This is a genomic window from Halorubrum tibetense (assembly GCF_055396225.1).
This window is the reverse complement of the sequence record NZ_AP043742.1, coordinates 1,194,234-1,215,843: the sequence shown is the minus strand read 5'-3', so window position 1 is coordinate 1,215,843 and position 21,610 is coordinate 1,194,234. Positions and strand designations below refer to the sequence as shown.

The 21,610-nt window shown below is 69.6% G+C and carries 19 protein-coding genes; 9 read left to right on the top strand and 10 right to left on the bottom strand.

Annotated features, from left to right (window positions below; translation table 11 throughout):
- Positions 1–66 precede the first annotated feature (66 nt).
- The 8 genes from ACZ5TV_RS06165 to ACZ5TV_RS06130 all read right to left on the bottom strand — a co-directional run bounded on the left by ACZ5TV_RS06165 (position 67) and on the right by ACZ5TV_RS06130 (position 9,855).
- On the bottom strand, positions 67–3,345 hold the full coding sequence (locus ACZ5TV_RS06165) for a DUF7286 family protein (RefSeq protein ID WP_464384247.1): 3,279 nt from the start codon (positions 3,343–3,345) through the stop codon (positions 67–69).
- A 2-nt stretch (positions 3,346–3,347) separates the two neighbouring features.
- Entirely contained in the window at positions 3,348–3,956 is a 609-nt protein-coding gene (locus ACZ5TV_RS06160) for a DUF7284 family protein (protein WP_379783629.1), read from the bottom strand.
- On the bottom strand, positions 3,953–4,387 hold the full coding sequence (locus tag ACZ5TV_RS06155) for a DUF7285 family protein (RefSeq protein ID WP_379783631.1): 435 nt from the start codon (positions 4,385–4,387) through the stop codon (positions 3,953–3,955). Before ACZ5TV_RS06155 ends, ACZ5TV_RS06160 begins: the two co-directional genes overlap by 4 nt.
- On the bottom strand, positions 4,368–4,850 hold the full coding sequence (locus tag ACZ5TV_RS06150) for a DUF7283 family protein (protein WP_464384246.1): 483 nt from the start codon (positions 4,848–4,850) through the stop codon (positions 4,368–4,370). Before ACZ5TV_RS06150 ends, ACZ5TV_RS06155 begins: the two co-directional genes overlap by 20 nt.
- A gap of 113 nt (positions 4,851–4,963) precedes the next feature.
- Positions 4,964–6,817, bottom strand: a complete 1,854-nt coding sequence (locus ACZ5TV_RS06145; RefSeq protein WP_464384245.1) for a type II secretion system protein — start codon at positions 6,815–6,817, stop codon at positions 4,964–4,966.
- Positions 6,814–8,685, bottom strand: coding sequence for an ATPase, T2SS/T4P/T4SS family (locus ACZ5TV_RS06140; protein ID WP_464384244.1), 1,872 nt, complete (start codon positions 8,683–8,685; stop codon positions 6,814–6,816). Before ACZ5TV_RS06140 ends, ACZ5TV_RS06145 begins: the two co-directional genes overlap by 4 nt.
- A 97-nt stretch (positions 8,686–8,782) precedes the next feature.
- Positions 8,783–9,316, bottom strand: a complete 534-nt coding sequence (locus ACZ5TV_RS06135) for a DUF7311 family protein (protein ID WP_379783851.1) — start codon at positions 9,314–9,316, stop codon at positions 8,783–8,785.
- Complete coding sequence (locus ACZ5TV_RS06130) at positions 9,313–9,855, bottom strand: DUF7310 family coiled-coil domain-containing protein (RefSeq protein WP_464384243.1); 543 nt, start codon at positions 9,853–9,855, stop codon at positions 9,313–9,315. Before ACZ5TV_RS06130 ends, ACZ5TV_RS06135 begins: the two co-directional genes overlap by 4 nt.
- A gap of 74 nt (positions 9,856–9,929) precedes the next feature.
- Here ACZ5TV_RS06130 and ACZ5TV_RS06125 point away from each other — a divergent pair, with 74 nt between their 5' ends.
- Together ACZ5TV_RS06125 and ACZ5TV_RS06120 are read left to right on the top strand one after the other, a co-directional pair.
- Positions 9,930–11,009, top strand: a complete 1,080-nt coding sequence (locus ACZ5TV_RS06125; protein WP_464384242.1) for a tubulin/FtsZ family protein — start codon at positions 9,930–9,932, stop codon at positions 11,007–11,009.
- A gap of 94 nt (positions 11,010–11,103) precedes the next feature.
- Positions 11,104–11,802, top strand: coding sequence for a phosphoglycerol geranylgeranyltransferase (locus ACZ5TV_RS06120; protein ID WP_379782736.1), 699 nt, complete (start codon positions 11,104–11,106; stop codon positions 11,800–11,802).
- A gap of 37 nt (positions 11,803–11,839) precedes the next feature.
- On the opposite strand, the gene ACZ5TV_RS06115 is transcribed toward ACZ5TV_RS06120, so the two are convergent.
- Entirely contained in the window at positions 11,840–12,478 is a 639-nt protein-coding gene (locus ACZ5TV_RS06115) for a riboflavin synthase (protein WP_379782733.1), read from the bottom strand.
- Positions 12,479–12,680: 202 nt separating this feature from the next.
- Between ACZ5TV_RS06115 and ACZ5TV_RS06110 the strand changes: the two genes are divergently transcribed.
- From ACZ5TV_RS06110 to ACZ5TV_RS06100, 3 genes are read left to right on the top strand one after another with little or no spacing between them, the layout of a single operon-like run.
- Complete coding sequence (locus tag ACZ5TV_RS06110; protein ID WP_379782730.1) at positions 12,681–13,067, top strand: response regulator transcription factor; 387 nt, start codon at positions 12,681–12,683, stop codon at positions 13,065–13,067.
- The gene (locus ACZ5TV_RS06105; protein ID WP_464384241.1) at positions 13,064–14,227 is read left to right on the top strand and encodes a HEAT repeat domain-containing protein; all 1,164 of its coding nucleotides are present in this window, start codon (positions 13,064–13,066) and stop codon (positions 14,225–14,227) included. The genes ACZ5TV_RS06110 and ACZ5TV_RS06105 overlap by 4 nt, the downstream gene beginning before the upstream one ends.
- On the top strand, positions 14,224–16,227 hold the full coding sequence (locus tag ACZ5TV_RS06100; RefSeq protein WP_464384240.1) for a glycosyltransferase family 2 protein: 2,004 nt from the start codon (positions 14,224–14,226) through the stop codon (positions 16,225–16,227). Before ACZ5TV_RS06105 ends, ACZ5TV_RS06100 begins: the two co-directional genes overlap by 4 nt.
- Here ACZ5TV_RS06100 and ACZ5TV_RS06095 read toward each other — a convergent pair.
- Entirely contained in the window at positions 16,182–17,405 is a 1,224-nt protein-coding gene (locus tag ACZ5TV_RS06095; RefSeq protein WP_464384239.1) for a sensor histidine kinase, read from the bottom strand. The genes ACZ5TV_RS06100 and ACZ5TV_RS06095 overlap by 46 nt on opposite strands.
- 247 nt (positions 17,406–17,652) lie before the next feature.
- Here ACZ5TV_RS06095 and ACZ5TV_RS06090 point away from each other — a divergent pair, with 247 nt between their 5' ends.
- The 4 genes from ACZ5TV_RS06090 (at position 17,653) to ACZ5TV_RS06075 (ending at position 21,546) form a co-directional block, all read left to right on the top strand.
- Entirely contained in the window at positions 17,653–17,832 is a 180-nt protein-coding gene (locus ACZ5TV_RS06090) for an HVO_0416 family zinc finger protein (protein WP_379782290.1), read from the top strand.
- A gap of 106 nt (positions 17,833–17,938) precedes the next feature.
- The gene (locus tag ACZ5TV_RS06085; protein ID WP_464384238.1) at positions 17,939–18,094 is read left to right on the top strand and encodes a DUF7563 family protein; all 156 of its coding nucleotides are present in this window, start codon (positions 17,939–17,941) and stop codon (positions 18,092–18,094) included.
- Between the two features lie 150 nt (positions 18,095–18,244).
- The gene (locus tag ACZ5TV_RS06080) at positions 18,245–20,089 is read left to right on the top strand and encodes a UvrD-helicase domain-containing protein (protein ID WP_379782292.1); all 1,845 of its coding nucleotides are present in this window, start codon (positions 18,245–18,247) and stop codon (positions 20,087–20,089) included.
- Entirely contained in the window at positions 20,086–21,546 is a 1,461-nt protein-coding gene (locus tag ACZ5TV_RS06075; protein WP_464384237.1) for a M24 family metallopeptidase, read from the top strand. The genes ACZ5TV_RS06080 and ACZ5TV_RS06075 overlap by 4 nt, the downstream gene beginning before the upstream one ends.
- Positions 21,547–21,610 lie beyond the last annotated feature (64 nt).

Below are 21,610 nucleotides of genomic sequence, written 5' to 3'. Positions count from 1 at the left end.
ACCGGTCAGGGACCGGTCTGAGCCCATCCCGCCTCGTTGTGTCCTGCTCTTCTCCCGGGCCGACGATCACCACCCTGCGGAGGTCTCGTCGCGGGTGCCGTCGACGTCGCCGACGCCCGGTGGGCCCGCCGGAACCGCAATGGCGACGATCGTCCCCGTCTCGAACGCGACCGGCCTGGTACTCCCGAGCTCGATCGGGTCGCCATCCACGGACACTGTCACCGTCGCCTCCTCGCGAACGTACTCGAAGGGTCGTCCGGGCTCCCCGACGTCCGCCCGAAGCGTGAACCGCGGATACTCGCCGCGGACCTCCACGCGCCAGGCGTTAACAGTCGCGACCCAGTACCCCGGCACCGGCGCGACCGGAAGCCCCGCCCCGACGCTCCGAACCGGCTTCGGCGCCCATCGCTCGGCGGCTTCCTCGCCCACCCGCGACGCGCCCTCCTCGACCGCCCCCTCGATCTCGCCGCGGACCTCCTCGCGGACTCGTTCGGTCGGCCCGTCGACGAACCGGGTTGGGATCCTGACGGCGTCCCGTCCGGCGGCCGTCCGAAGCGTGACGTGGAGCCGTGCGGTCAGTGTCGCTCGCTCCCCCGCCGAAAGCGACCCTGTTCTCGCTGCCTCGTCGGCCACCCGATCCGCGTACCCCCCATCGCCGATCGCGACCGCTCGCGCCCCCGGGGAGTCGTACGTTCCGGCGACCGAGGCGAGGACCGACGCCCGCTCCTCGCGTGTCAGCGACGTCCGGTCCGCGAGGGTCGACTCGAGGCGGTCGTCGACCACGGATCGCGACGCTTCGATCCGGTCGGCGAGCACGTCCCTGTCGGCTTCCAGATCCGGGTCGTTCCGTCCTGCAAGCGAGTCGTCGGCCGCCAACAACGCCCGCCCGGCGACGCCGATCCCGACCGTGTCCTCCGTCCCGAGGATCCGGTCGGTGATTCCGCCGGCGACATCGCCGTACGGCACGGTCACGTAGTTGAGGTTGCGCGTGGCGAGCGGCCGAGTCGTCGTCCCGTCGACCGCCTCGACGGTCGCCCCGTCGACCGGCGTTCGCGGGAGATACCCCGGCGAGCCGTCCGGCGTGAACCGCACGTAGCCGCCCGGCCCCTCCTCGCCGACGCGATACCGCCGGGTGTCGCGGGCGGCCTCGCGGCTGGCGAGTATCTCTCCGAGTGACGGACCGTCGAAGGCGCTCTCCACTCGGTCCAGAAACCCGTCGGTCGCTGCTTCGTCGTCGTCAGCGGCGGATTCCAGCTCGTCGACGACGGTGGCAAGGTACGCAGCGCGGGCGGCGACCCGGGCGCGGTCCTCGGCCCCGTCGTACGTGTTCGGTGCCGCGAGGAGCTCCGCTCGACGCTCCCTTACGGTTCCCGCGAGCGCCCCATGGGTACCGGCCTCGCCGGCCGCGACCGACTCCATCGAGAGGGTCGCATCGATCGCTCGCACGTCGGTTCGTAGCCCGTCGAGGTCCGCCCTGATCCGATCGACGGCCCCCGACGACGGCTCTCCGAACACGACGGTCGTACGTTCGAAGCTATCCGACATGACGGCGTCGTGAGCGGCGTCCTCGACGCCGACAGCCGTCTCGACGCCGAGCGTCGAGCGGGCTGTAGACGGCGTTCCGGTGAGGTCCGGTCCGCCGCTTCCGCCCGTTCCGAACGTTGCGGTCGGGCGATCCGGCGCGCCATCGACCGGTGCGTAGGCGCCCGAAACGGAGATGACGGCGTGGTACCGGTCGGTCACGGTTGCACTCGTCGTCGTCCGCTCGGCGACCTCCCGTTCGGGTTGGGTGCTGTGAACGGTCGTCGGTCCCGCGTTCGTCTCGGGTCTCGGGGCCCGATCGACGTTCGCGACGACGCCGACGTGTGTCGATCCGCCGCCGTCGATCACCGGCCCGATCCCGTCGTCTTCCCTGTTATCGGAGCCGTTTTGGCTGTCAGCGTCGTTTTCGCTGTCAGCGCCGTTTTCGCTGTCAGCGTCGTCCTCGTCGTCGACGACGACAACCCGTTCCCACGTTCGGCTGGCCGTGCGTTCGACGATGACCTCGCGCATCGTCGTTCCGAAATCGACGGTCTCCCCGGGAGTGACGGTCCCTGACGGCACCCCACTCGGGACCGCGTCGTGACCCACGACGCTGGCAGTCTCGTCGTGAGTGGTGTCGACTCGCACCCACTCGCCCTCTTCGGCAGTGTCCGGCCGTGGTGGACGCGGGACGCCACCGTTCACGACCCGCTCGGCGTCAGCTTCGAGCGTCGCCTCGACCCGGTAACTGTCCTCGATACCGGTCTCGACCCCCTCGTAGGTCTCGACCGCGGCGACGTCCGCAGCGTGGCCCACCGGGACGGTCGTCGTCTCGTCCGTGTGTCCCGCTGCGGCGACGAACCCGTCGTCACCCGTGCCGCGGGTCGGCGTGGGCGTGTCGACGACGAGGTCGGACCACGCCGACTCGTCGAGCGCGGTCGGTGCGAGCAGGTCCGCGACCCCGGTTCTCGCGGTCGCCGCGGCGACGCCGCCGCGTGCGCCCGGGTCGCTCTCCCCGAACACGTCCCGCTGTGTCCGGACGATCCCGGCGTTCGTCGACAGCTCTACGTGTCGGTTCGCGAGGACGTTTCGGACGGGTGCGCCCGCGTACTGTGCGTACCCCCGTGCCCACGTCATGGGATACAGACTCGCGGTCAGCTGTCGGCCGAGGCCGGCGCCCTCGACCGGGCCACGATTCAGTCGGTCCTCGAACCGCTCGGTCCGCTCGTGTGCGGCGAGCGTCGGGACGGCGACGACGACCGTCCGGTCGGCCGTCTCTTCGGCGACAGTACGGTCGTCCCGCGTCGCGGTCACCGTCACATCCTCGAACGTGACTCGCGTCGCAGTCCCGTCGGCGACCGGCTCGACCGTGATCCGCTCCCGTGCGGTCCGGAGGTCCTCCGATCCGATACCGTCCTCCCGGACGACGAACGCCGCCGTCGCCGAGACGCCGTTCACTTCCGTCTCGACCGCCGACAGCGACGCCTCGGCGGCGAGCGCGATCCGGATCCGGAAGGCGTCCTCGAACGCCGAACCGGGTCGGACCGCGGCCGTCGCGCCGGGGTCCACGGTCCCGGACGCGTCCCCTGGTGCGTCGGTCACCGGCTCCGCGGCCGCGTCGTGAGCGGCCTCCCGGGCCGCACGTTTCAACGCCGCCGTCGTGTCGGCGTCGACGCGTTCGACCGCTCGCTCGACGCTTCGATCCTCGCTCACGAGCCCTTGGTCGGCCAAGCCAGCAGCGTACGCCGCGCTCGTCACGAGCAGCAACACGCCGATCAGCGCGAACGGGATCCGTGCTCTGGTGTCCTCGTTGAACTCCCTCATCGTCACCACACCCGGACGACGACGTGGAACCGGTCGTCGGCTCCCGTCGACTCGAACCGATCCGGTCCGGGATGTGTCAGAACGACCACTGTCACCGACTTCCCAACCGGCGGCTCGTCGCCGACGGCGACCGGATCGTACTCTTCTGGACCCTCGTCCGCCGCATCGTTCCCGTCGTTCCCGCGAACGAGCCCCACGCCGGACCCCCACCGCATCGACACCGGCGGATCACCCGGTTCCGAACGAGGCTGGTCCGTGACGTCACGAACGTGTCGCACGTCGACGCGAGTTCGTTGCCCCAACGCATCGGCGACCGTCGCGAGCGCTCGGTGCCGGAACCGGTCCGTCATCGCCGGGTCCGCCGTCCCGTCGGCAGTGGCCGCCATCGTAAGCAGCTCGACGAGCGTCGCGTGGACCGTTCGCGACCCACCGTCGGTTCCGGGCACCGGATACGCAACCGTCGCGGTCTCGGTGACGAGCCGGTCGGCGGCGTCGGTCGCGGTGTACTCCGGACCGCTGGGTGCCGAACGATCGTCGGCCGCGCCGACGAGGACGACGCTCGCGGAGACACAGAGCAACAGAACCGTCACGTCGAGCACCGTACTCGTCATCCGTGCACCACCACGCGAAGCCTCCCGGGGAGGTTCTCGCCCGGCCCGACCCGCACCGTTACCGCGCTCTCCGCGCTTGGAAGCGACTGCGGGTCGCTCCCACCGCCATCAGTGACGGCGTCCGAACCGGTCCGTGTTCTCCACGTCTCGCCTCCTGCACGCAGCTCGACGGTCGCCTCCGCTCGCGTCCCGCCTATGCTACCGAGGCGGTCGGGTCTGACGACGCCGCCGACCGTCACGTCACGCTCGATTCGGTCGAGCACGGCCGTCGCGTCGTGTTGTCCGCCGGTCGTCCCGCTCGCCGCGGCGTCGAGGGCGCCGACGTACAGTCCGAGGGCGGCACCGACGGCGAGGACGGCAACGAGGGCGGCGATCGGCTCCACGGCACCCCGGTCGGCCGCCCCGAACGCCTCATCCGACGAGTGTGGCACGGTACCCCTCGTAGTGGACCTGTCTGACGGTTATTCGGTCGGGCGCGGCACGCCACTCCTGACCACCTGTCCGTGCGTCGGCGGCGGCGGCAGCGAACGCCTCCGGGTCGTCGAACACGGCATCCGGTGGAACGCCGTCGAGAACGCTCCGCAATCGGTCGTCCCCGCCGGATCCCTCGGCGAGTACCGGCGTTACCGGCCCGCCGTGAAGCGTCGCTCGGGCGGTCGCCCCACCACTGGCGAGCTCGATACGCCGATCCGTGAGGCGGATCCGGTCGGCCGCGAGGCCGTGCTCGGCAGTCGCGACGTACTCGCCGTCCGCGACGGAATCGATCGTGTGAGCGACGCCCGCCGCGTCGGGCGGCGGCGACGCGGGGAGCGCGGCGACCACGCCGGCCGTCGCGACGCTCACCACTGCGAGGCCGAGCCACGCGTAGGTCGCGTCCAGCTGCGTTTCGAACATACGCCCGGTGGCCGCGGTTTCGTATTTAAAAGATCGCCCCCGGGACACCGTATCGATGTTCTCCCCGAAACCGGATCGGATCGAGCTCTTCGCACTTGACGACCACGAGCCCACTACAACAACGCCGTCGCACCGACGAACGCCACGAAGTACGTCGCGGTCGCGGTCGGGAGCGCGATCCCGATCCGATACGCGACGAGCGTCGTGTCGAACCCGCGTTCGAGGCCCGTCGCCAGGGCGGTCAACGTCGCCGAGAGGAGGAGCACGTACGCCCCGACGATCCGGCCGAGAACCGGGACGGAGAGCGCGTCTCCACCCTCCCGTTCCGCCCCCGCCGTCGCGTCGCTCGTGCCGTCCGTTCCGCCGAACGCGTCCCCACCTCTGCCATCGATCCCACTCATCCCGACGCCCACGTCACCGACCCCGCCGCTCGCAGCGCCCAGTCCCCCGACGCCGACCGTGTCCACTCCCGTCGCCAGCGCGACCGTCGCGCCGCCGACGAGCGGAGCGAACACCGCGGCAGTGTTCGAGAGGGTACCAGTCACCGTTGCAAGCTGGCGTCTCGCGTCGCGTTCGAGCTCGCGGAGTCGTTCGATCTGGTCGGCGAGCTCGAGGAGAACGTCACCTGCCGGTCGCCCCTCGCGTGCGGCGACGGCGAGCAGCGCGACCGCTCCCTGTACCCGCGGTGATGGAACCGTCGCGGTCGGCCCGCCTGTCCCGGCGAACGCCTCCCGAACGCCGACCCGGAGCGTGTCGCTCCGCCGGGCGGCCCGCTCGAAAACCGCTCCTGTCGCGCCGTCGAGTCTCGTCCCGGCGTTCGTGACTGCCTGCTCCACCGCGACGCCCTCCGCGACGTCGCCGCCGATCACGGTCATCGCGTCGGGGAGCCCGGACTCGATAGCCCTGACCTCGGACAGGACCGCCCGCCGGGGCCGAACACCGACGACGAGCGCCGCACCGACCCCAGCGCCGATCCCCCCGATCGGTGCTGCCCAGGGGGCGACCGCCCAGCCGGCGACGACGGCCGCGACGGAACCTCCCACGACTCCGACCGCAAGCGCGTGTGGAAGCCGACGTGGTACGTCCGGGTGGCTTCCGTCAATGGCTGGCGGCGGGAACGCCACCGGCCGCTGCGAGAGCAACCACGCGGCGGCCGCGAGTAACCCTGCGGGCAGGAGACCCAGGTACAACAGCGCGACGAGCCCCGGACGGATCGGGACGCCGGCGGCGGCGGCCGCCGGTAACAGCGCGATGAGTGCCAGCGGGAGGAGGACGCCGAAGGCGTACAGCGCGCTCACCGGTCCTCGAACCGCGCCGACGAACTCGGCGAGCCGTTCGGTCGTCCCAGACAGCGTCGCGTCGAGCGCGCGGTCGAGACAGCGTCCGCGACGTTCCGGCGGCGCTGACGCGGCGGTCCTGACGAGCGTTGCAGCTCGCTCGATCGCCGGGAACCACGGTCGCCACTCCCGGGCGAACGCCCGAAGCCCGCTGGTCGGCCCGTTCACACAGCGCTGTTCGTGCCGTGTCAACGCCTCGGCGAGGGGGCCACGCCCGGTCCGTGCGGCGAACTCGACGGCCCGCTCGGTCGACGGATCCAGCCGCATCCGCAACACCAGCCGTCCGACGAGCCCTGGCGCGGCACCCAGCGCACGGGTCCGCCGGAGCGTCGCCAACCAGACGGGCCCCCGATGGGTGGCGTGTGTCGTCGACAGCCCTGCGATCGCTCCGGCGAGGAGCCCGGCGGGTGGGGCGACGACGAGGGTCACGACCGCGGCCACGACCAGTCCGGCGACGACCCCGAACCGGTACCCGACTTCGACGATCCGGTCGGCGGTCACGTCCCAGCCGAGGAACGCGACCGACCGCTCGAGCTCGGCGGACGCGTCCGCCGTGTCGCCGTCGCCGATCCCGCTGCCCGATCGGATCCCTCCGTCCGGATCGACAGGTCTTGAGCCGGCTTCAGTCATCCCTTGGCCCCCGTGTACCGATCCGGCGACATCCGTCCGGCGGCGGCCGCCGCGCGGATCGCGTCGGCCCGACGGTCCACGGCCGCTCGTGCCGCCGCGAACGACTCCCCGTCTCGTGAGAGGTACTCGAGGAGTCGGCTTTCCCCTCGGTCCATCCGACCGGTTGCGCGCAAACCGCTCTCGGAGCGCTCGAACAGCGGTTCGAACGCGACGTCGTCTCCGTGATCGATGACCTCACAGATGGTGTCTACTCGGTGGTCGTTCAACACGACGAGCAGGTCCGTCGCAGCGAACGACGACCGGCTGACTCCGAGGTCGGTGACCACACGCTCTCGGACCGATTCCGGATCCTCCCCGTGGATCGTCCCGAGAACCGTTTCGCCGGCAGCGCCGACACGCATCGCCTCGTACAGCGCCGTCGCCTCCTCGCCGCGGACCTCGCCGACGACGAGTGCACCCCCGCCGAGACGGAGCGCGGTTCGCACTGCCTCGCTCGGCGACGGCTCCGCACCGTCCCCGACCCGGAGCCGCTGGACGTCACGGTCGGCCGCCGCGAGCGCTGTCGCCGGCAGCTCGGGCGTGTCCTCGATGAGGACTGTTCGGGTAGCAGGCGGGAGGTCCCACAGGAGCGAGCCGAGCGCCGTCGTCTTCCCCGCGCCACGTCCGCCGGCGACGAGACCGGTAACGCCGCGTTCGACGGCCAGCGACAACACGCCCGCCGCGTCGGCCGAGAGCGTTCCGACGCTTACGAGCCGGGCGAGCGTCCAGGCGTCGGGGTCCCCCCGGCGGAAGGTGAACGAGAGCCCGTCGCTCGCCGGGGCGGTGGTCGCCGCCACGCGAACGCGTCCGGACTCCGTCTCGATGGTCGCGTCGAGCGTCGGGGTCGCCCGGGAGAACGCCCGCCCGCTCGTTCGACGGAGCCGCGACGCGAGAGTGGCGGCACCCTCCGGCGGAAGCCGAACGTTGGTGTGACAGCGCTCGCCGTCGAGCACGACGCGGAGCGGGTTCTCCGTCACCGGGGCGGACAGCGTCGCGTCGCTCACACGGTCGTCGGCGAACACGTGCTCGAACACCCCGTATCCGTGTGTGTGTCGCTGGAGGACGGCGGCGAGTACCGAGACCGGGTCGTCGTCGCTCGCCACCGCTCGCACCGCACGACCCGGTGCCCGTTTTCCCCCGTCGGGGTCCGCGAGCAGCCGCTCCTTTGCGGCTTCGAGGGTCTCGATGGCGCTCGCATCGAGATCCGCTACCGGGGGTGTGAGGTGGTAGGTGTCGAGGTCGCCCGAGCCGGCGTACAACCGGACCGTCGCGCCGGTCTCCAGCTCCCACCGATCGACGAGTGCCGCTTCCGCCGGCGTCGTCGCCGCGACCCGCGTCGACGCGACCGTGGGACCCGCGTGTGCCCGGATCACGTCCGCGGTCCGTTCCGCGTTTCCGACTGCCGCTTCGAGGCCGACTTCCGAGACGATCCGACGTGGTGGCCCGGCGCGGCCGGACGCCTCGTGAGCGGCCCCCACCGGGTCACGGGTGACGCGCTCGGCGAGCCGCGATTCGTGGAACGATACCTGCTCGCGAAAGCGACCGGCGGCGAGGAGGCAGGCCGCGGCCCGACCGGCGTACGTCCGCTCCCGTCCCGCGTGCCTCGTCCGGATCACGTCGGCATCGCGGTCGGTCAGGGCGTGGATGACGGTCGACAGGCAGTCCGGGTTCGCGGCGAGGTCGCCGCGTCCTGGACAGTCGCTCGCGTCGACCGCGAGCACGACCCGGTCGTCGACGCCGGTGCCGACGGGGCGGTGAAACGACGCGTCACAGCGGCACCCGTCGTTGTCGTCCCCGAAGCGGACGAACGACGGGATGTCGATGGTCATGGGCCGCGTGGCCGCGGTATTGTATATAAACGGTCGGTCGTTCCGTCGGTGGCTGGACGGCCTCTGTCACCTCGTGGACGGCGGGACGAACAGCCCGTCACCCCGTTCGTCGGATCCGAACTGTCGGACCGTCGTCCCCGTCGACGAACCGGAGTTCGAGCCGGCTCTCGCCGTCGGTTCGGAGGTCGACCCTTCCACCGACGACGTCGAGGCCGCCGACGCCTTCAGGGTTCGACAGCGGAACCGTCCGGATCGGAGCGCCCCGAAGTCGGTACGCGAGCACGACGTCGGCATCGCCGACCCCGCTGACATCGCCGACCCCACCGACATCGCCGACCCCACCGACATCGCCGACCCCACCGACTCGCTCGGCGTCCACGAGTGCTAGCCGGTCGAGCGGTGCGGCGGCGAACCCGGTCGGGGGGCCGACGACGAGCGACGAGCGGGCGGCGAGCGCTCGCTCGTCGACGGCCATCGAATCGGCGACCACGTCTCCGGCGGCCCGTTCGACCCGTTCTCCCTCCGTTTCCATCCGCTCCACGGTTATCCCGGTCCGTGCGTCGTCGAGGGCGGGCATCGAGACGGCGAGTAACGCGATTGCGAGGAGGACGGTCAGGACGACGCGGATCACAGGGCGTCACGGAGTCGCTCGAACGCGCCGGTCGTGCCGCTCCCGTCGTGTTCGTCGCTCCCAACGGTGTCGTCGTCCCGCCCCTCTCCGTCCGCTCCCGGATTCCCGGTCGCCACAGTCGCCGGGTCGTCCCCCGGGATCGCGGCCTCGATCGCGGCGTCCGTGGGAACGCTCGTGTCACCTCCGTCGGCGCGTCGGTCGTCCCCGTCCCGGTCGGCCGACGTACCGCGGGCCTCCGTCGCCCGGGCGAGCGCGAGGTCGGCGCGCCGCTCCACGTCGCGGTTGACGGCGCGTATCGCCCCCGCGTATCCCCGGACGGCCTGTGTCGCGGCCTCCAACTCCTCGACCCGCGCCTCGATCTCGTCGAGGCGATCGTGTACGGCCTCCGTTTCCCCGCCGACGCTCCCGCCGTCGACGTTCCCGCCCGCGGGCCGTTCGCCCCCGGCGATCGCCCGTTCGACGGCGGCCAACCGCTCCGTGAGGCGGGCTTGCTCCGTCGTCGCGCTCCCCTCGACCGTCCCGCCGTTCTCGCTCGACATACGCCGGGTGGCCGCGGTACCGTACTTAAATCGACGGGGAAAGGGTATTATCCCCGGATAGGTATGGTTCGTGCATGAAAGCCGTCCTCGTCGGTGTCGGACAAGCGGGAGGCAAGCTCACGACGGCGCTCTCGGAGTTCGACGCTGAGATGGGGTTCGGCGCGGTCCGCGACGCCCTCGCCGTCAACAGCGCGGTCGCTGACCTCGACCCACTCCCTCTCGACACGGTGCTCGTCGGACAGTCCAGAGTGAACGGCCACGGCGTCGGCGGCGACAACGAGCTCGGTGCCGAGGTGATGGACGAGGACGCCGTCGAAGTGTTGGATGCGCTCGCTCCGAAGGTGACGGCCGACGTGGAGGCGGTGTTCGTCGTCGCCGGGCTGGGGGGCGGGACTGGGTCCGGCGGCGCGCCGGTACTCGTCCGCGAGCTCGCCGCGGTGTACGACGTGCCGATCTACGCGCTCGGCGTCCTTCCCGGCCGTGACGAGGGTGCGATGTATCAGGTGAACGCGGGCCGGTCGCTGAAGACGCTCGTCCGGGAGGCGGACGCGACGATCCTCCTCGACAACGACGCGTGGCGCTCGGCCGGCGAGAGTGTCGAGGGCGGTTACGCCGCCATCAACGAGTCGATGGCGCGCCGCGTCGGCCTCCTGCTCGCCGCCGGCGAGGCCACACAGGGCGTCGGCGAGTCGGTCGTCGACACCAGCGAGGTGATCAACACGCTCCGGGCGGGCGGGATGGCGGCCGTCGGCTACGGATCGGCCCCGGCGGCCGAGGAGGCGGGCGAGAACGTGAACACCGTGATAAGTACGGTCCGCAGCGCGGTGATGACCGGGCTATCGCTGCCGAACGCCACGGAAGCGGACGCGGGCCTCGTCGCGATCGCCGGCGACCCGGAGCGGATCTCCCGGAAGGGCGCGGAGAAGGCGCGAAAGTGGCTCCAGGAGGAGACGGGATCGATGCAGGTCCGCGGCGGCGACTTCCCGCTCGACTCCGACCGCCTCGCGGCCGTGGTGTTGCTCGCGGGCGTCGAGCGCTCGCGGCGGGTCGAAGCGTTCCTCGAACGCGCGCGCCAAGCGGTCCGGGACGAGGAGGGGACGAGGCCCGATCCGGCGGAGGCGTTCCAGACGGACGAGCTCGACGACCTCATGTGACCTCGCAGGCGAGCCCGGGGCCCTCTTCCGCCGCCGCCGTCGCCCTCACGACGCTTCCGCACCTTTTTACTCCCGCCCGGTGGACTCACTTCCGATGAGCAATCCGTGGGACGACTGGGACCACGTGCTGAAGGTCGACCCCGACAAGGAACTGCTGGACGGGGAAACCTTCGAGGACGTCTGCCGGACCGGGACGGACGCGATCGAGATCGGCGGTACCCTCGACATCACCGCCGAAAAAATGACGCGGGTCATCGACGCCGCCGCCGAGTACGACGTCCCGCTCTACCAAGAGCCGTCGAATCCCGGTGTCGTTATCGAGTCACCGGCACTCGACGGCTACCTGATCCCCACGGTGTTCAACGCCGGGGGTCCGTTCTGGATCACGGGCGCACACAAGGAGTGGGTCCGCATCGACGATCTCGACTGGGAGCGGACTCACACCGAGGCGTACATCGTGTTGAACCCGGACGCGGCGGTCGCGGAGCTGACGAACGCGGACTGTGACTTGACGCCGGACGATGTCGAGGCGTACGCGAAAGTCGCGGAACGGATGTTCGGCCAGGAGATCGTCTACGTCGAGTACTCCGGCACGTTCGGCGACACGGAGACGGTCGCGGCCGCTCACGACGCGCTGAACGACGCGTCGCTGTTCTACGGTGGCGGCATCCACGACTACGAGTCGGCAAACGAGATGGCCGCCCACAGCGACGTGATCGTCGTCGGGGACCTCCTCCACGACGAGGGAGTCGACGCGGTTCGCGAGACGGTCCGAGGCGCGAAAGACGCGTAACGCGCCGGTTGTTCTCAGTACCCCTCCCCGGTTGTTCTCAGTACCCCTCGGTCATGTTCTCGACGTACTTCGCGATCACGTCGACCTCCAGGTGGACCGGGTCGCCGACGGATTTCTCCGAGAGCGTCGTCAGATCGTAGGTTGTCGGGATGATCGCCACGTCGAACGCCGACTCCCCCTTTTCTGCGACCGTCAGGGAAATGCCGTCGAGCGTCACCGACCCCTTGTCGACGAGGTACCGACCGTGTCCCTCCGGGATCGAGAAGGTGAACCGCCAGTCCTCCCCGACCCGCTCGATGGCCGTCACGTCGGCGACGGTGTCGACGTGCCCCTGCACGACGTGGCCGTCGAACCGCCCGTCTGCGGGCATCGCGCGCTCCACGTTGACAGCATCGCCCTCGCGGAGCTCCCCGAGGTACGTCTTCTCGACGGTCTCGCTCGCGAGGAACACCTCGAACCACGCGCCCTCGCCGTCGGGCTCTCCGTAGGATTCGACCGTTAGACAGACGCCACTGACGCTTATCGACTGGCCGTGGTGGAGGTCGTCGAACCCGCCGTTTCCCGTCTTTTCGTCCTTTCCTTCGACCGCGTCGATGCCGATCCGCAGTCGAAGTCCGTCGTCGGTCTCCGTCCGCTTCCGGACGGTTCCGGTTCCCTCGACGATGCCGGTGAACATGGTCGACGGTCCGGGCGGCCGACGGATATCCATTCCGGGTTCCGACCGATCCCAGGGCGCAGTATCCCGGTCGGTGTCGGGATGCCGCTCGGACTGCACGACCGCCATCGACAGCTCGAGTGGTCCCCAGGACACCCGCACACCCGGACCATCCGTGACCCACCTCGGTAGTATAAAGTACGGCAGGGATCTGATATCTCGTGTGTCACGAACGGCCGTCATCGCCGACGACGACGAGACCATCCGGTCGATCCTCCAGTACAAGCTGTCGATGGCGGGGTTCGACCTGACGGTCTGTCACGACGGCGTCGAGGGACGGGAGGCGCTCGACGCCCCCGATATCGACCCGGATGTCGTGATCCTCGACGTGATGATGCCGCGACTGAAGGGAACCCAGCTCCTCCGGGAGATCCGTCGAGGGGAGCTCGGGGTCGATCCGGACGTCCCCGTGGTGCTTCTCACTTCCCGTGGGCGCGAGTCGGACGTCTTGGAGGGGTTGGAATCCGGGGCGAACGAGTATCTGACGAAGCCGTTCAGTCCGAACGAACTGCTCGCTCGACTGGAGAAACTGCTCGCGAGACGACCGTGACGGCCGCAACGCTCATCGCACAGGTCACGGTTCCGACAGGCGTGCTGACGGGGGCGATCGTCGTCCTCGTCTCGGCGCTGATGGCGGCCGTGATCGTTACTCTCGGGTACTCGCTTCGAGCGGCCAGAACGCGACGACGACGGACCGTCGTCCGGAGCGAGCTGCGCTCCGAGTTGCTCGACCGGCTGTACGGCCGCGACGATCCCGCGTGGGAGGCGTGGGCCGCGTCGCTGTCGAGCCGCGAGCGCGAGGAACTGGAGTCGATCCTCGGCGTGTACCTCCGCGAGATCGAGGGACGGGACGCGCGCCGGCTCGCCGGGCTCGGGACGGCGCTCGGGATCGACGACCGCTCCCGCGAGGACATCGCGACCGGCGACTACTGGGACCGGCTCCACGCGCTCACGTGGCTCGCGCTGCTGCGTGACGCCCCGGACCGCGACCTGCTCGAGACCCACTGCCGCGGAACGCCCCGTGAGCGGGCGGCGGCGGCACGCGTCCTGTACGCGAGCGACGCCACGGACCTCGCGACCACCGGCGTCGACCTTCTGTTGGGGGACCGTCCGGACGCGTTCTCGGTGTTCGGTATCGACACGCTGTACCGGGTCGCCGAAGCGGACCCCTCCGTGCTGTTCGAGCGGGCGGCGGCCGACTTCGACGAGTGGGACCCGGCGCTCCAACAACAGGTGTTGCTCGCGACCCGCCACCTCCACACCGTCGTCGGGGGTGCCGACCTCTCGTGGGCAGTTCGCGCTATCGACAGCCCGGCGGAGCGGGTCCGCGTCGCCGCCTGGCGCGCCCTCGACGCGTACGGCTGGAACCCGCGGATCCGTGCAGGAGTCGAGTTCGATGCCATCTACGACGACCCCTCGCCGATCGTCCGTGCCGACGCGTACCGCCTGCTCGGCGCGTGGGGCGACCCGGACGCACTCGCGACACTTCAGGGGGCTGCAGCCGCCGAACCCGACGCGAGAGCTCGGGTCGCCGCGGCCGACGCCCTCTTCCACAACCGGTCTCGAACCCCCGAGACGCCGGTCCCGGACGGTCTCGACGTCGCGTGGCAGTGGGCCGCTGAACACGCACGATTCGACGCCCTCGCTCGCGACGTCTCTGCCGGTCGGCGCGTCGCGACCGCGCCCGCGTTCGAGGGGGCGGACGGATGACGACGGTCGAAGGGGTCGTCACGAGCCTCGTCATCGGTTCCGGGATCTTCATCGTCGCGTACTACGCCGTCATCAACCTCGGATACCTCCTGATACACGTGCTCGCGCTGTTCGAGCTGCGCGACAACGTCCGCGAGGCCGAGTGGCAACCCCCGTTTCGCCCCTTCGACAGCCCGTTTTACCCCGGCGTCGCGATGGTCGTCCCCGCGTACAACGAGGCGGCGACGATCGTCGAGAGCGTCCGGTCGATGTTGACGCTGAACTACCCCGACCAGGAGATCGTCGTCGTCAACGACGGTTCGACGGACGCCACCATGGATCGTCTGCGAAACGCCTTCGATCTGGAGCCCGTCGAGGCCGAACTCCCCTACGATGTCCCGTCGGAGCCGATCCGCGGGGTGTACCGCTCGACCCGGTACGAGGACCTCCTCGTGGTTGATAAAGAGAACGGCGGGAAGAGCGACGCGCTCAACGCGGGCGTGTGGCTCACCGACCAGGAGCTGTTCTGTGCGGTCGACTCGGACACGATCATCGACCGAAACGCGCTGTTACAGATCGTGCGGCCGTTCCTCGAGGAGCCGGACAAGGCGGTCGCCAGCGGCGGCACGATCCGCGTCGCCAACAATTGCGTCGTGGAGGACGGGGAGGTACAGGAGGTGAACCTCCCGAAGACGGGGATCCCCGGGCTCCAAGTGATGGAGTACCTTCGTGCGTTCTACTCGGGGCGGCTCGGGCTCAACCGGCTCAAAGGGCTGATCCTCATCTCCGGCGCGTTCGGGGTGTTCCGAACCGATCGGGTCCGCGAGATCGGTGGCTACCGCCACGACACGATCACCGAGGACTTCGATATCGTGGTCCGGCTTCACCAGTATCTCGTCGACGAGGATATCGAGTACACGATGGACTTCCTCCCGGAACCGGTCGCGTGGACGGAGGTGCCTGGAGATCTGAAGACGCTCGGCCGTCAGCGGCGGCGCTGGTACCGCGGGATGCTCGAAACCGTCGTCGCCAACCGGAACATGTTCCTCAGACGGAAGTACGGTCGCGTCGGCACGCTCATCCTCCCATTCTTCGTGATGGCGGAGGCGATCGGTCCGCTGATCGAGGGGTTCGGCTACATACTGTTGCCGCTCGCCTGGTACTTCGGGCTGTTGAACATCGAGTTCTTCCTCGCGTTCCTCTTTCTCACCGTCGGCGTCGGCGTCTTCCTCTCGTGGTTCGGGGTGTTCAGCGAGGTGTGGAGCTTCAATCGGTACGAGCGCCCCCGCGACGTCGTTCGCCTCCTGTGGTACGGGATCCTGGAGAACTTCGGCTACCGGCAGTGGAAGACGATCGTCGCCTGGCACGGGCTCGTCGAGTATCTCCGCGGCGAGAAGTCGTGGGGTGCTATGGAGCGTCGCGGATTCGGCGGGGGCGATGCGCTGGACGCCGGTACGAGCGGAGGAACGGGGGCGACCGCCGGAATGGCTGCCGGCAGCGCGGCGGCCGCGGGGGCGGCCGCGTCGTCGCGTCGAGATGACGGCTCGGACGCTCACGAGGGCACCGATTCGGGGTTCGTCTGGGCCGATCACCTCCGCGAGGAGCCCGGATCGGACGGGTTCCGATGGGTCTCGTATCTCGCGAGCGACGAGATCGCGGGCGGGTTCTCGCTCGCTCGTGACCCGGTCGTGGGCGTCGGCGACGGGGGGTTCGTGTGGACGACGGACTTCTCGGGGGGTGTCGGCGACGGGGGATTCGTGTGGACGACGGACCCGACGGACGGGGTGGGCGACGGCGGCTTCGTCTGGGTGCTCGACGGCAACGACCCTCACGTCGGCCGCCTGGTCGCGACGACGGACTTCTCGGAGGGTGTCGGTGATGGCGGGTTCGTATGGACGACGGACCCGACGGACGGGGTTGGCGACGGCGGCTTCGTCTGGTCGCGGGAGTTCGACGACGTGGACCCCGACGCCGGCTACGTCTGGATCGCGGACGCGCCGTCGTCGTTGTCGTCGCGGTGAAGCGCGTCGTGAACGGGCTCGGCGGCGTTGATGTCCGTTACGCGGAACGTCGTCCCATCGGCGCTACTCGTCACGTCGAGGTCCCAGTCGTGTCCCGACACCACGCGGAGCACCACGAGGAGCCCGAGCCCGAACGACTTCACGTTCTCCGTGTCGGCACGGTCTAGTGCGGCCTCGACCGCGGGCGGGAGCCCGGGGCCGTCGTCGGCGACGGCGAACCCGTCCGCGTCGCCGGTGACGGTCACCGTCACGTCGCGCCCCCCGTGTTCCACGCTGTTGCGGAACAGGTTCTCGAAGAGGCGCTGGAGCCGCTCCGCGTCGGCGATCACGGTCGTTCCCGGATCGATCTCGACCGCGAGGGTCGCGTTCCGGGTTCGAACCGTCGCCCAGGCGTCGCGGACGAGCGGTTCGAGTTCGACCGCCTCGCGTTCGCCCACGTCCGCGCCCTCCTTCGCTAAGATCAGACACTCCGCGATCATCGATTCCATGCGTGCGAGCGAGCTCCGCACCCGGTCGAGGAACTCGGCCGTCTCGCCCGTCGCGTCCTCCTGAGCGAGCTCGGTGAACCCGATGGCCCCCGCGAGTGGGTTCCGGAGGTCGTGGGCGACGATGCCGGCGAACTCGTCGAGTCGCTCGTTCTGTTCGCGGAGGTCCGCGTAGTGTTTCGCCCGTTCGATCTCCGTTCCCACCCATCCCGCGAGGATCGAGACGAAGTCACGCTCCTCGTCGCTGATCGGCTCCGTCCGGGCGTTCTCACTCGAGAAACACAGCGTCCCGTACGTCTCGCGGCCGACCGTTACCGGCGCGCCGACGTAACAGTTCAGCCCGGTCGTTTCCCGAGCGACGTCGTCGCGGTACGGACTCTCGCCGGCGTCGGCGAAGCCGATCGTCTCCCCGTCGGCGACGACGTGGCGACACCACGTTCCGTCGAGATCGACGACACCTCCCTCAGCGTATGGGCCCTCATCGATGTTCGTTCGAATCACCTCGTACTCGCCCTCGCCGGTGTACGAGAGCACGCCGTAGTCGACGTCGAGGTACGCTCTCCCGACGTCGATGGCGGTCCGGATCCGTTCCTCGGGAGTCAGATCCTCGTCAGCTAACCTGAGCAGACTCTTAAACGGGTTCGACCGCTCGGCGGTACCGGTCCGAGCAGTCGGATCAGCGTCGCCGGTCATGGGCGTGAATTGGGCTCGGGGATCATTCGTCAATACCGTCCCCTTTCTCGGCGACACGGTATAACCCTCGGATGACGTTTCGGTCGTGAACGCCCATCTCCGTCGTTGACGGATACCGGCCGAGCGTATCACGATACGCCGCTCGATCAGATCTCGGTGCGCTGGCCGGCGAGAAACCGACGTTCGAACGGTCCGATCGGGAGGACGGAAAGATACTTATACGATCCTTGGCATACATTGACACGCAATGTCTAGCGCACCCAGCTCGAACGACGACGTGTTCGACGAGTTCCTGTCCGACCGCGGTCACGAAACGGAGATCGTACGCTGGGAACGATCTTATAACAAGCTTCAGTGTCCCGAGTGTGGTGCGCTACACCCCCAAGACGCTGTCACTTGTGACGTCTGCGACTGGCGGCCGACCTAACGGTTCCGAACGCCCGACGCGCCGGTGACGGCTACTCGACGCGGCGCTTTTCTTTCCACTGAGATCCGGCGGTAGTATTATGTATACCGATCGGTTAGTTGCCATTATGCCGACCTGCCAGAACTGTGGTTCGTTCGTCACTACGGACTACGTACGGGTCTTTACGCCCAACGATGTCGATCGGCCCCGTGTCTGTCCTGCCTGTGAGGACCTCGTCCGTGACGGCGCGGACGTCCGCGAAGCACGCGCGACGCGCAGTTGATCGGCCGACTCGCCCCGAACGCTCCTCCGTGCCGTACGTGTTCCGGCCGCCCTCTCGGTCGGCCCTCCATCGTCGGTCCTGTTCGACCCCTGACGGCACGCCATACTCCGAGCCACGGCGTTTAAGGAGAGTGAGGATCAGTAGTCGGTAATGAACGACCCCACCGTAACTCGGCTGTTTGGCGGCCCCGGAAGCGGGAAGACCACCGCCCTCCTCGACCGTGTCGAAACGATCCTCACGGAGGAGGACGCCGACGTCCGTGACGTCCTCGTCGTCTCGTACACCCGTGCGGCTGCCGCCGAGATCCGTGAACGGCTCGCCGAGCGGCTCGACGTTTCCCCGCGAAGCCTCAAAGGGAACGTCTGCACGATGCACGCGAAAGCGTACGAGCTCCTCGACCTCTCGCGCGGCGACGTGGTCGGCGAGGACGACAAGGAGGCGTTCTGTGAGGAGTACGGGATCGAGTTCGAGGACCAACACGGCGGCGCGGGCCGCCGAACCGCGCGGTCGACGACCATCGGCAACAAGATCATCGCCACCTCCCAGTGGCTCCAGCGCACCGAGCGGGACGTCGCCGACTGGTACGACGTCCCGTTCCAGTGGGACGTCGAGGAGGTCCGTCTCCCCCCCGAGGAGGACCCCAACGCTCAGCAGGGGAACAAGTACACGCCGACGTGGCCCTCCGACGACGACCGGATCGACATCCCGGAGACGATCCGTGCGTGGCGAGGATATAAAGGGGATAACGGCCTCGTCGGGTTCGCCGACATGCTCGAACGCGTCGCTCAGCGGTCGCTCGTTCCGAGCGTCGAGTACCTGATCATCGACGAGTTCCAGGACATCACCACGCTCCAGTACAACGTCTTCGAGGAGTGGAAACCGCACATGCGGAAGGTGCTCATCGCCGGCGACGACGACCAGGTCGTGTACGCGTGGCAGGGCGCGGACCCCGATCTCCTCTTAGAGACCGAGGTCGACGAGGACGTGATCCTCCCGAACTCCTACCGGCTCCCCTCGGAGATCCTCAACGTCGTCAACGCGGAGATCCGCCACATCGACAAGCGGCAGGAGAAGGACCTCCACCCGCGCAAGGAGGGCGGCAGCGTCGAGGCGATCCAGTCCCCGTCGATGCTCGAGCTCGTCCGGAACGTCCGCTACACCGTCGAGGACGACGATGGGAGCGTGATGTGTCTGTTCCGTGCGCGCTACCAGATGTTCGATTTCATCGACGAGTTCATCGACCACGGGATCCCCTTTACGATGCTGACGGACGGGCGGATGTGGACCGACCGGATCCAAGATTACGTCGCGGCGATCGAGAACGTCGACGACGGCGAGCCGGTGTCGTTGCTCGAGGCGCGGCGGCTCGCGGACATGCTCCAAGAGTCGGCGTTCGGCACCCACGACCGCGACGAGTTCTACGACTTCCTCGACGACTGTGAGGAGGACGCCGACGCCGACGACATCGCGACGATCGAGCTCGACCCCGACGAGGTGACCGACTACATCCCCTTTATGCCCGACCGGACGAGCGCCGACGACATGGTCCGGAAGGTGACGAGCTTCCAGCGGAAATCGATGGGTGCGTACTTCGACGGCGACTATCAGGACGCCGACCCGGGCGCGGTCCGCGTCGGCACCATCCACTCCGCGAAGGGCCGCGAAGCCGACCACGTGTTCGTCGCGACCGACCTCACGGAGAAGGTGGTCGAGCAGATGGCGGCCTCCATCGACGACCCGACCGACGTCGACGGGGTCGACGAGTTCACCAAGTCGACGAGCCCGGTCCCGGTGCTTACCGACAACGAGCGCCGGGTCTTCTACGTCGGGATGTCCCGGGCTCGCGAGCGACTGGTCATCATGGAGAGCCTGATCGGCGGCGCGCCGACCCTCCCGATCAGCGTCCTGTTGTTCAACGAGCTCCGTGACGAACCTCCGCAGGAGCTGATCGAGGAGGTTCAAGCGGAGCTGGCGGTCCCGGAACCCGACCCGTGAACGGGGATGGATCGGGGGCCGAAGCGGACGAAGGCGACGGGTCAGGGGAGGACGCGGCCGGATCGGGAGCCGAGGAAGCGGCCGACGCGTCCTCCCCGCTCCGGACGGACCTGACGCCCGTCGTCGATGCGGTTCGGACGGCGGGGGCCGTGGGGTTCGTCGCCGTCGGCGACCGCTTCGACGACGCCCTCCGATACCTGGCCCGTTTTTCGGGTCCGGACCGCGCGTACGGGCTGGTCGTGTGTCCGGGAAACGGGGACGTCCCGCCGCAGGCGACCCTCCTCGCGCCCGGGCTGTTCGCCGAGCAGGCCGAGCGGGAGTTCGTCTCCGCGGCGCGGGGAGACGGCCCGGGTGCGTCCGCGGCCGGCGCGGACGCGTTCCACGACGGGGTCGTCCGCTCCGTGAGCCTCGACCGCGTCGGCGACCCCGCCGGGCTCAGGGCCGTGGCCGTTCTCGACCGGGTGACCGGCCGTGACGAGGGCGGAGCCGGTCCCGCCGATGCCGATGCCGACACCGGCGTCGAGGGAGACGCAGGCGACGAACCGGTGTCCGTCCTCGTTCCCGCATCGATCCCTCACGACGCCGCCGTGTACCTCGAACGCGCGGGATACGAGCTGGCGTCGACGACCGTGGTCGCCGAGGCTCGCGCGGTCAAGTCCCCGGCCGAGATCGGTCGGATCCGGCGGGTCCAGCGGGCGGCCGCCGCGGGGATGGCGCGGGCGGAGTCGGTGTTGGCCGCGAGCGACCCGGCGGAACCGGGATCGAACGCTCAAGCCGACGCAGCGACGGACGCGACGACGGACGACGACACCCGGCCGGTGTCGTGGCGGGGCGAACCGCTCACGACCGAACGACTTCGGCGGGCGGTGAACGCGACGCTCGCCGCTCACGGCGTTCGGGACGCCGGCAACACCGTTGTCGGGGCCGGGCCGACGGCGGCCGACCTCCACTACGTCGGCACCGACCCGATCGACGCGGGGGAGACGGTCCTGATCGACATCTCCCCGCGCGGTCCGGACGGCTACTACGGTGACCTCACGCGGACGTTCGTCGTCGACGGCGACGGCGGCTGGGACCGCCGGGCGTACGTCGCGGTGGAGGCGGCCCGGGAGGCCGCGCTGGCGGAGCTCGGTCCGGGCGTGACCGCCGCGACCGTCCACCGCGAGGCGGCCGCGGAGCTGGCCGCCTACGGGTTCGACCCGGACGCCGACGAGGGGGAAGCGGGGTTCACCCACGGGACGGGCCACGGTGTGGGCGTGAGCCTCCACGAGTCGCCGTCGCTGTCGGGTGACGTCGAGCTGCGCCCGGGACACGTGGTGACGGTCGAGCCGGGCGTGTACGACCCCACGGTCGGCGGGGTCCGACTGGAGGACCTCGCCGTCGTCACCGACGACGGCTACGAGCTCCTCGCGTCGTACCCGTTCGGAACGGTGCCGACTGAACGCGGTCGGTCGTGAGTCGGCGTTCGGGGACGGATCGGCCCGATGGAGACGGATCGACCCGACGGGGACGGATCGGCCC

Bases quoted from the DNA above. Each gene is read 5' to 3' on its own strand.
- ACZ5TV_RS06115 (WP_379782733.1), bottom strand. From the start codon at position 12,478: ATGTTCACCGGCATCGTCGAGGGAACCGGAACCGTCCGGAAGCGGACG.
- ACZ5TV_RS06120 (WP_379782736.1), top strand. From the start codon at position 11,104: ATGAGCAATCCGTGGGACGACTGGGACCACGTGCTGAAGGTCGACCCC.
- ACZ5TV_RS06160 (WP_379783629.1), bottom strand. From the start codon at position 3,956: ATGACGAGTACGGTGCTCGACGTGACGGTTCTGTTGCTCTGTGTCTCC.
- ACZ5TV_RS06140 (WP_464384244.1), bottom strand. From the start codon at position 8,685: ATGACCATCGACATCCCGTCGTTCGTCCGCTTCGGGGACGACAACGAC.
- ACZ5TV_RS06145 (WP_464384245.1), bottom strand. From the start codon at position 6,817: ATGACTGAAGCCGGCTCAAGACCTGTCGATCCGGACGGAGGGATCCGA.
- ACZ5TV_RS06130 (WP_464384243.1), bottom strand. From the start codon at position 9,855: ATGTCGAGCGAGAACGGCGGGACGGTCGAGGGGAGCGCGACGACGGAG.
- ACZ5TV_RS06100 (WP_464384240.1), top strand. From the start codon at position 14,224: ATGACGACGGTCGAAGGGGTCGTCACGAGCCTCGTCATCGGTTCCGGG.
- ACZ5TV_RS06085 (WP_464384238.1), top strand. From the start codon at position 17,939: ATGCCGACCTGCCAGAACTGTGGTTCGTTCGTCACTACGGACTACGTA.
- ACZ5TV_RS06095 (WP_464384239.1), bottom strand. From the start codon at position 17,405: ATGACCGGCGACGCTGATCCGACTGCTCGGACCGGTACCGCCGAGCGG.
- ACZ5TV_RS06165 (WP_464384247.1), bottom strand. From the start codon at position 3,345: ATGAGGGAGTTCAACGAGGACACCAGAGCACGGATCCCGTTCGCGCTG.
- ACZ5TV_RS06080 (WP_379782292.1), top strand. From the start codon at position 18,245: ATGAACGACCCCACCGTAACTCGGCTGTTTGGCGGCCCCGGAAGCGGG.
- ACZ5TV_RS06090 (WP_379782290.1), top strand. From the start codon at position 17,653: ATGTCTAGCGCACCCAGCTCGAACGACGACGTGTTCGACGAGTTCCTG.
- ACZ5TV_RS06125 (WP_464384242.1), top strand. From the start codon at position 9,930: ATGAAAGCCGTCCTCGTCGGTGTCGGACAAGCGGGAGGCAAGCTCACG.
- ACZ5TV_RS06150 (WP_464384246.1), bottom strand. From the start codon at position 4,850: ATGTTCGAAACGCAGCTGGACGCGACCTACGCGTGGCTCGGCCTCGCA.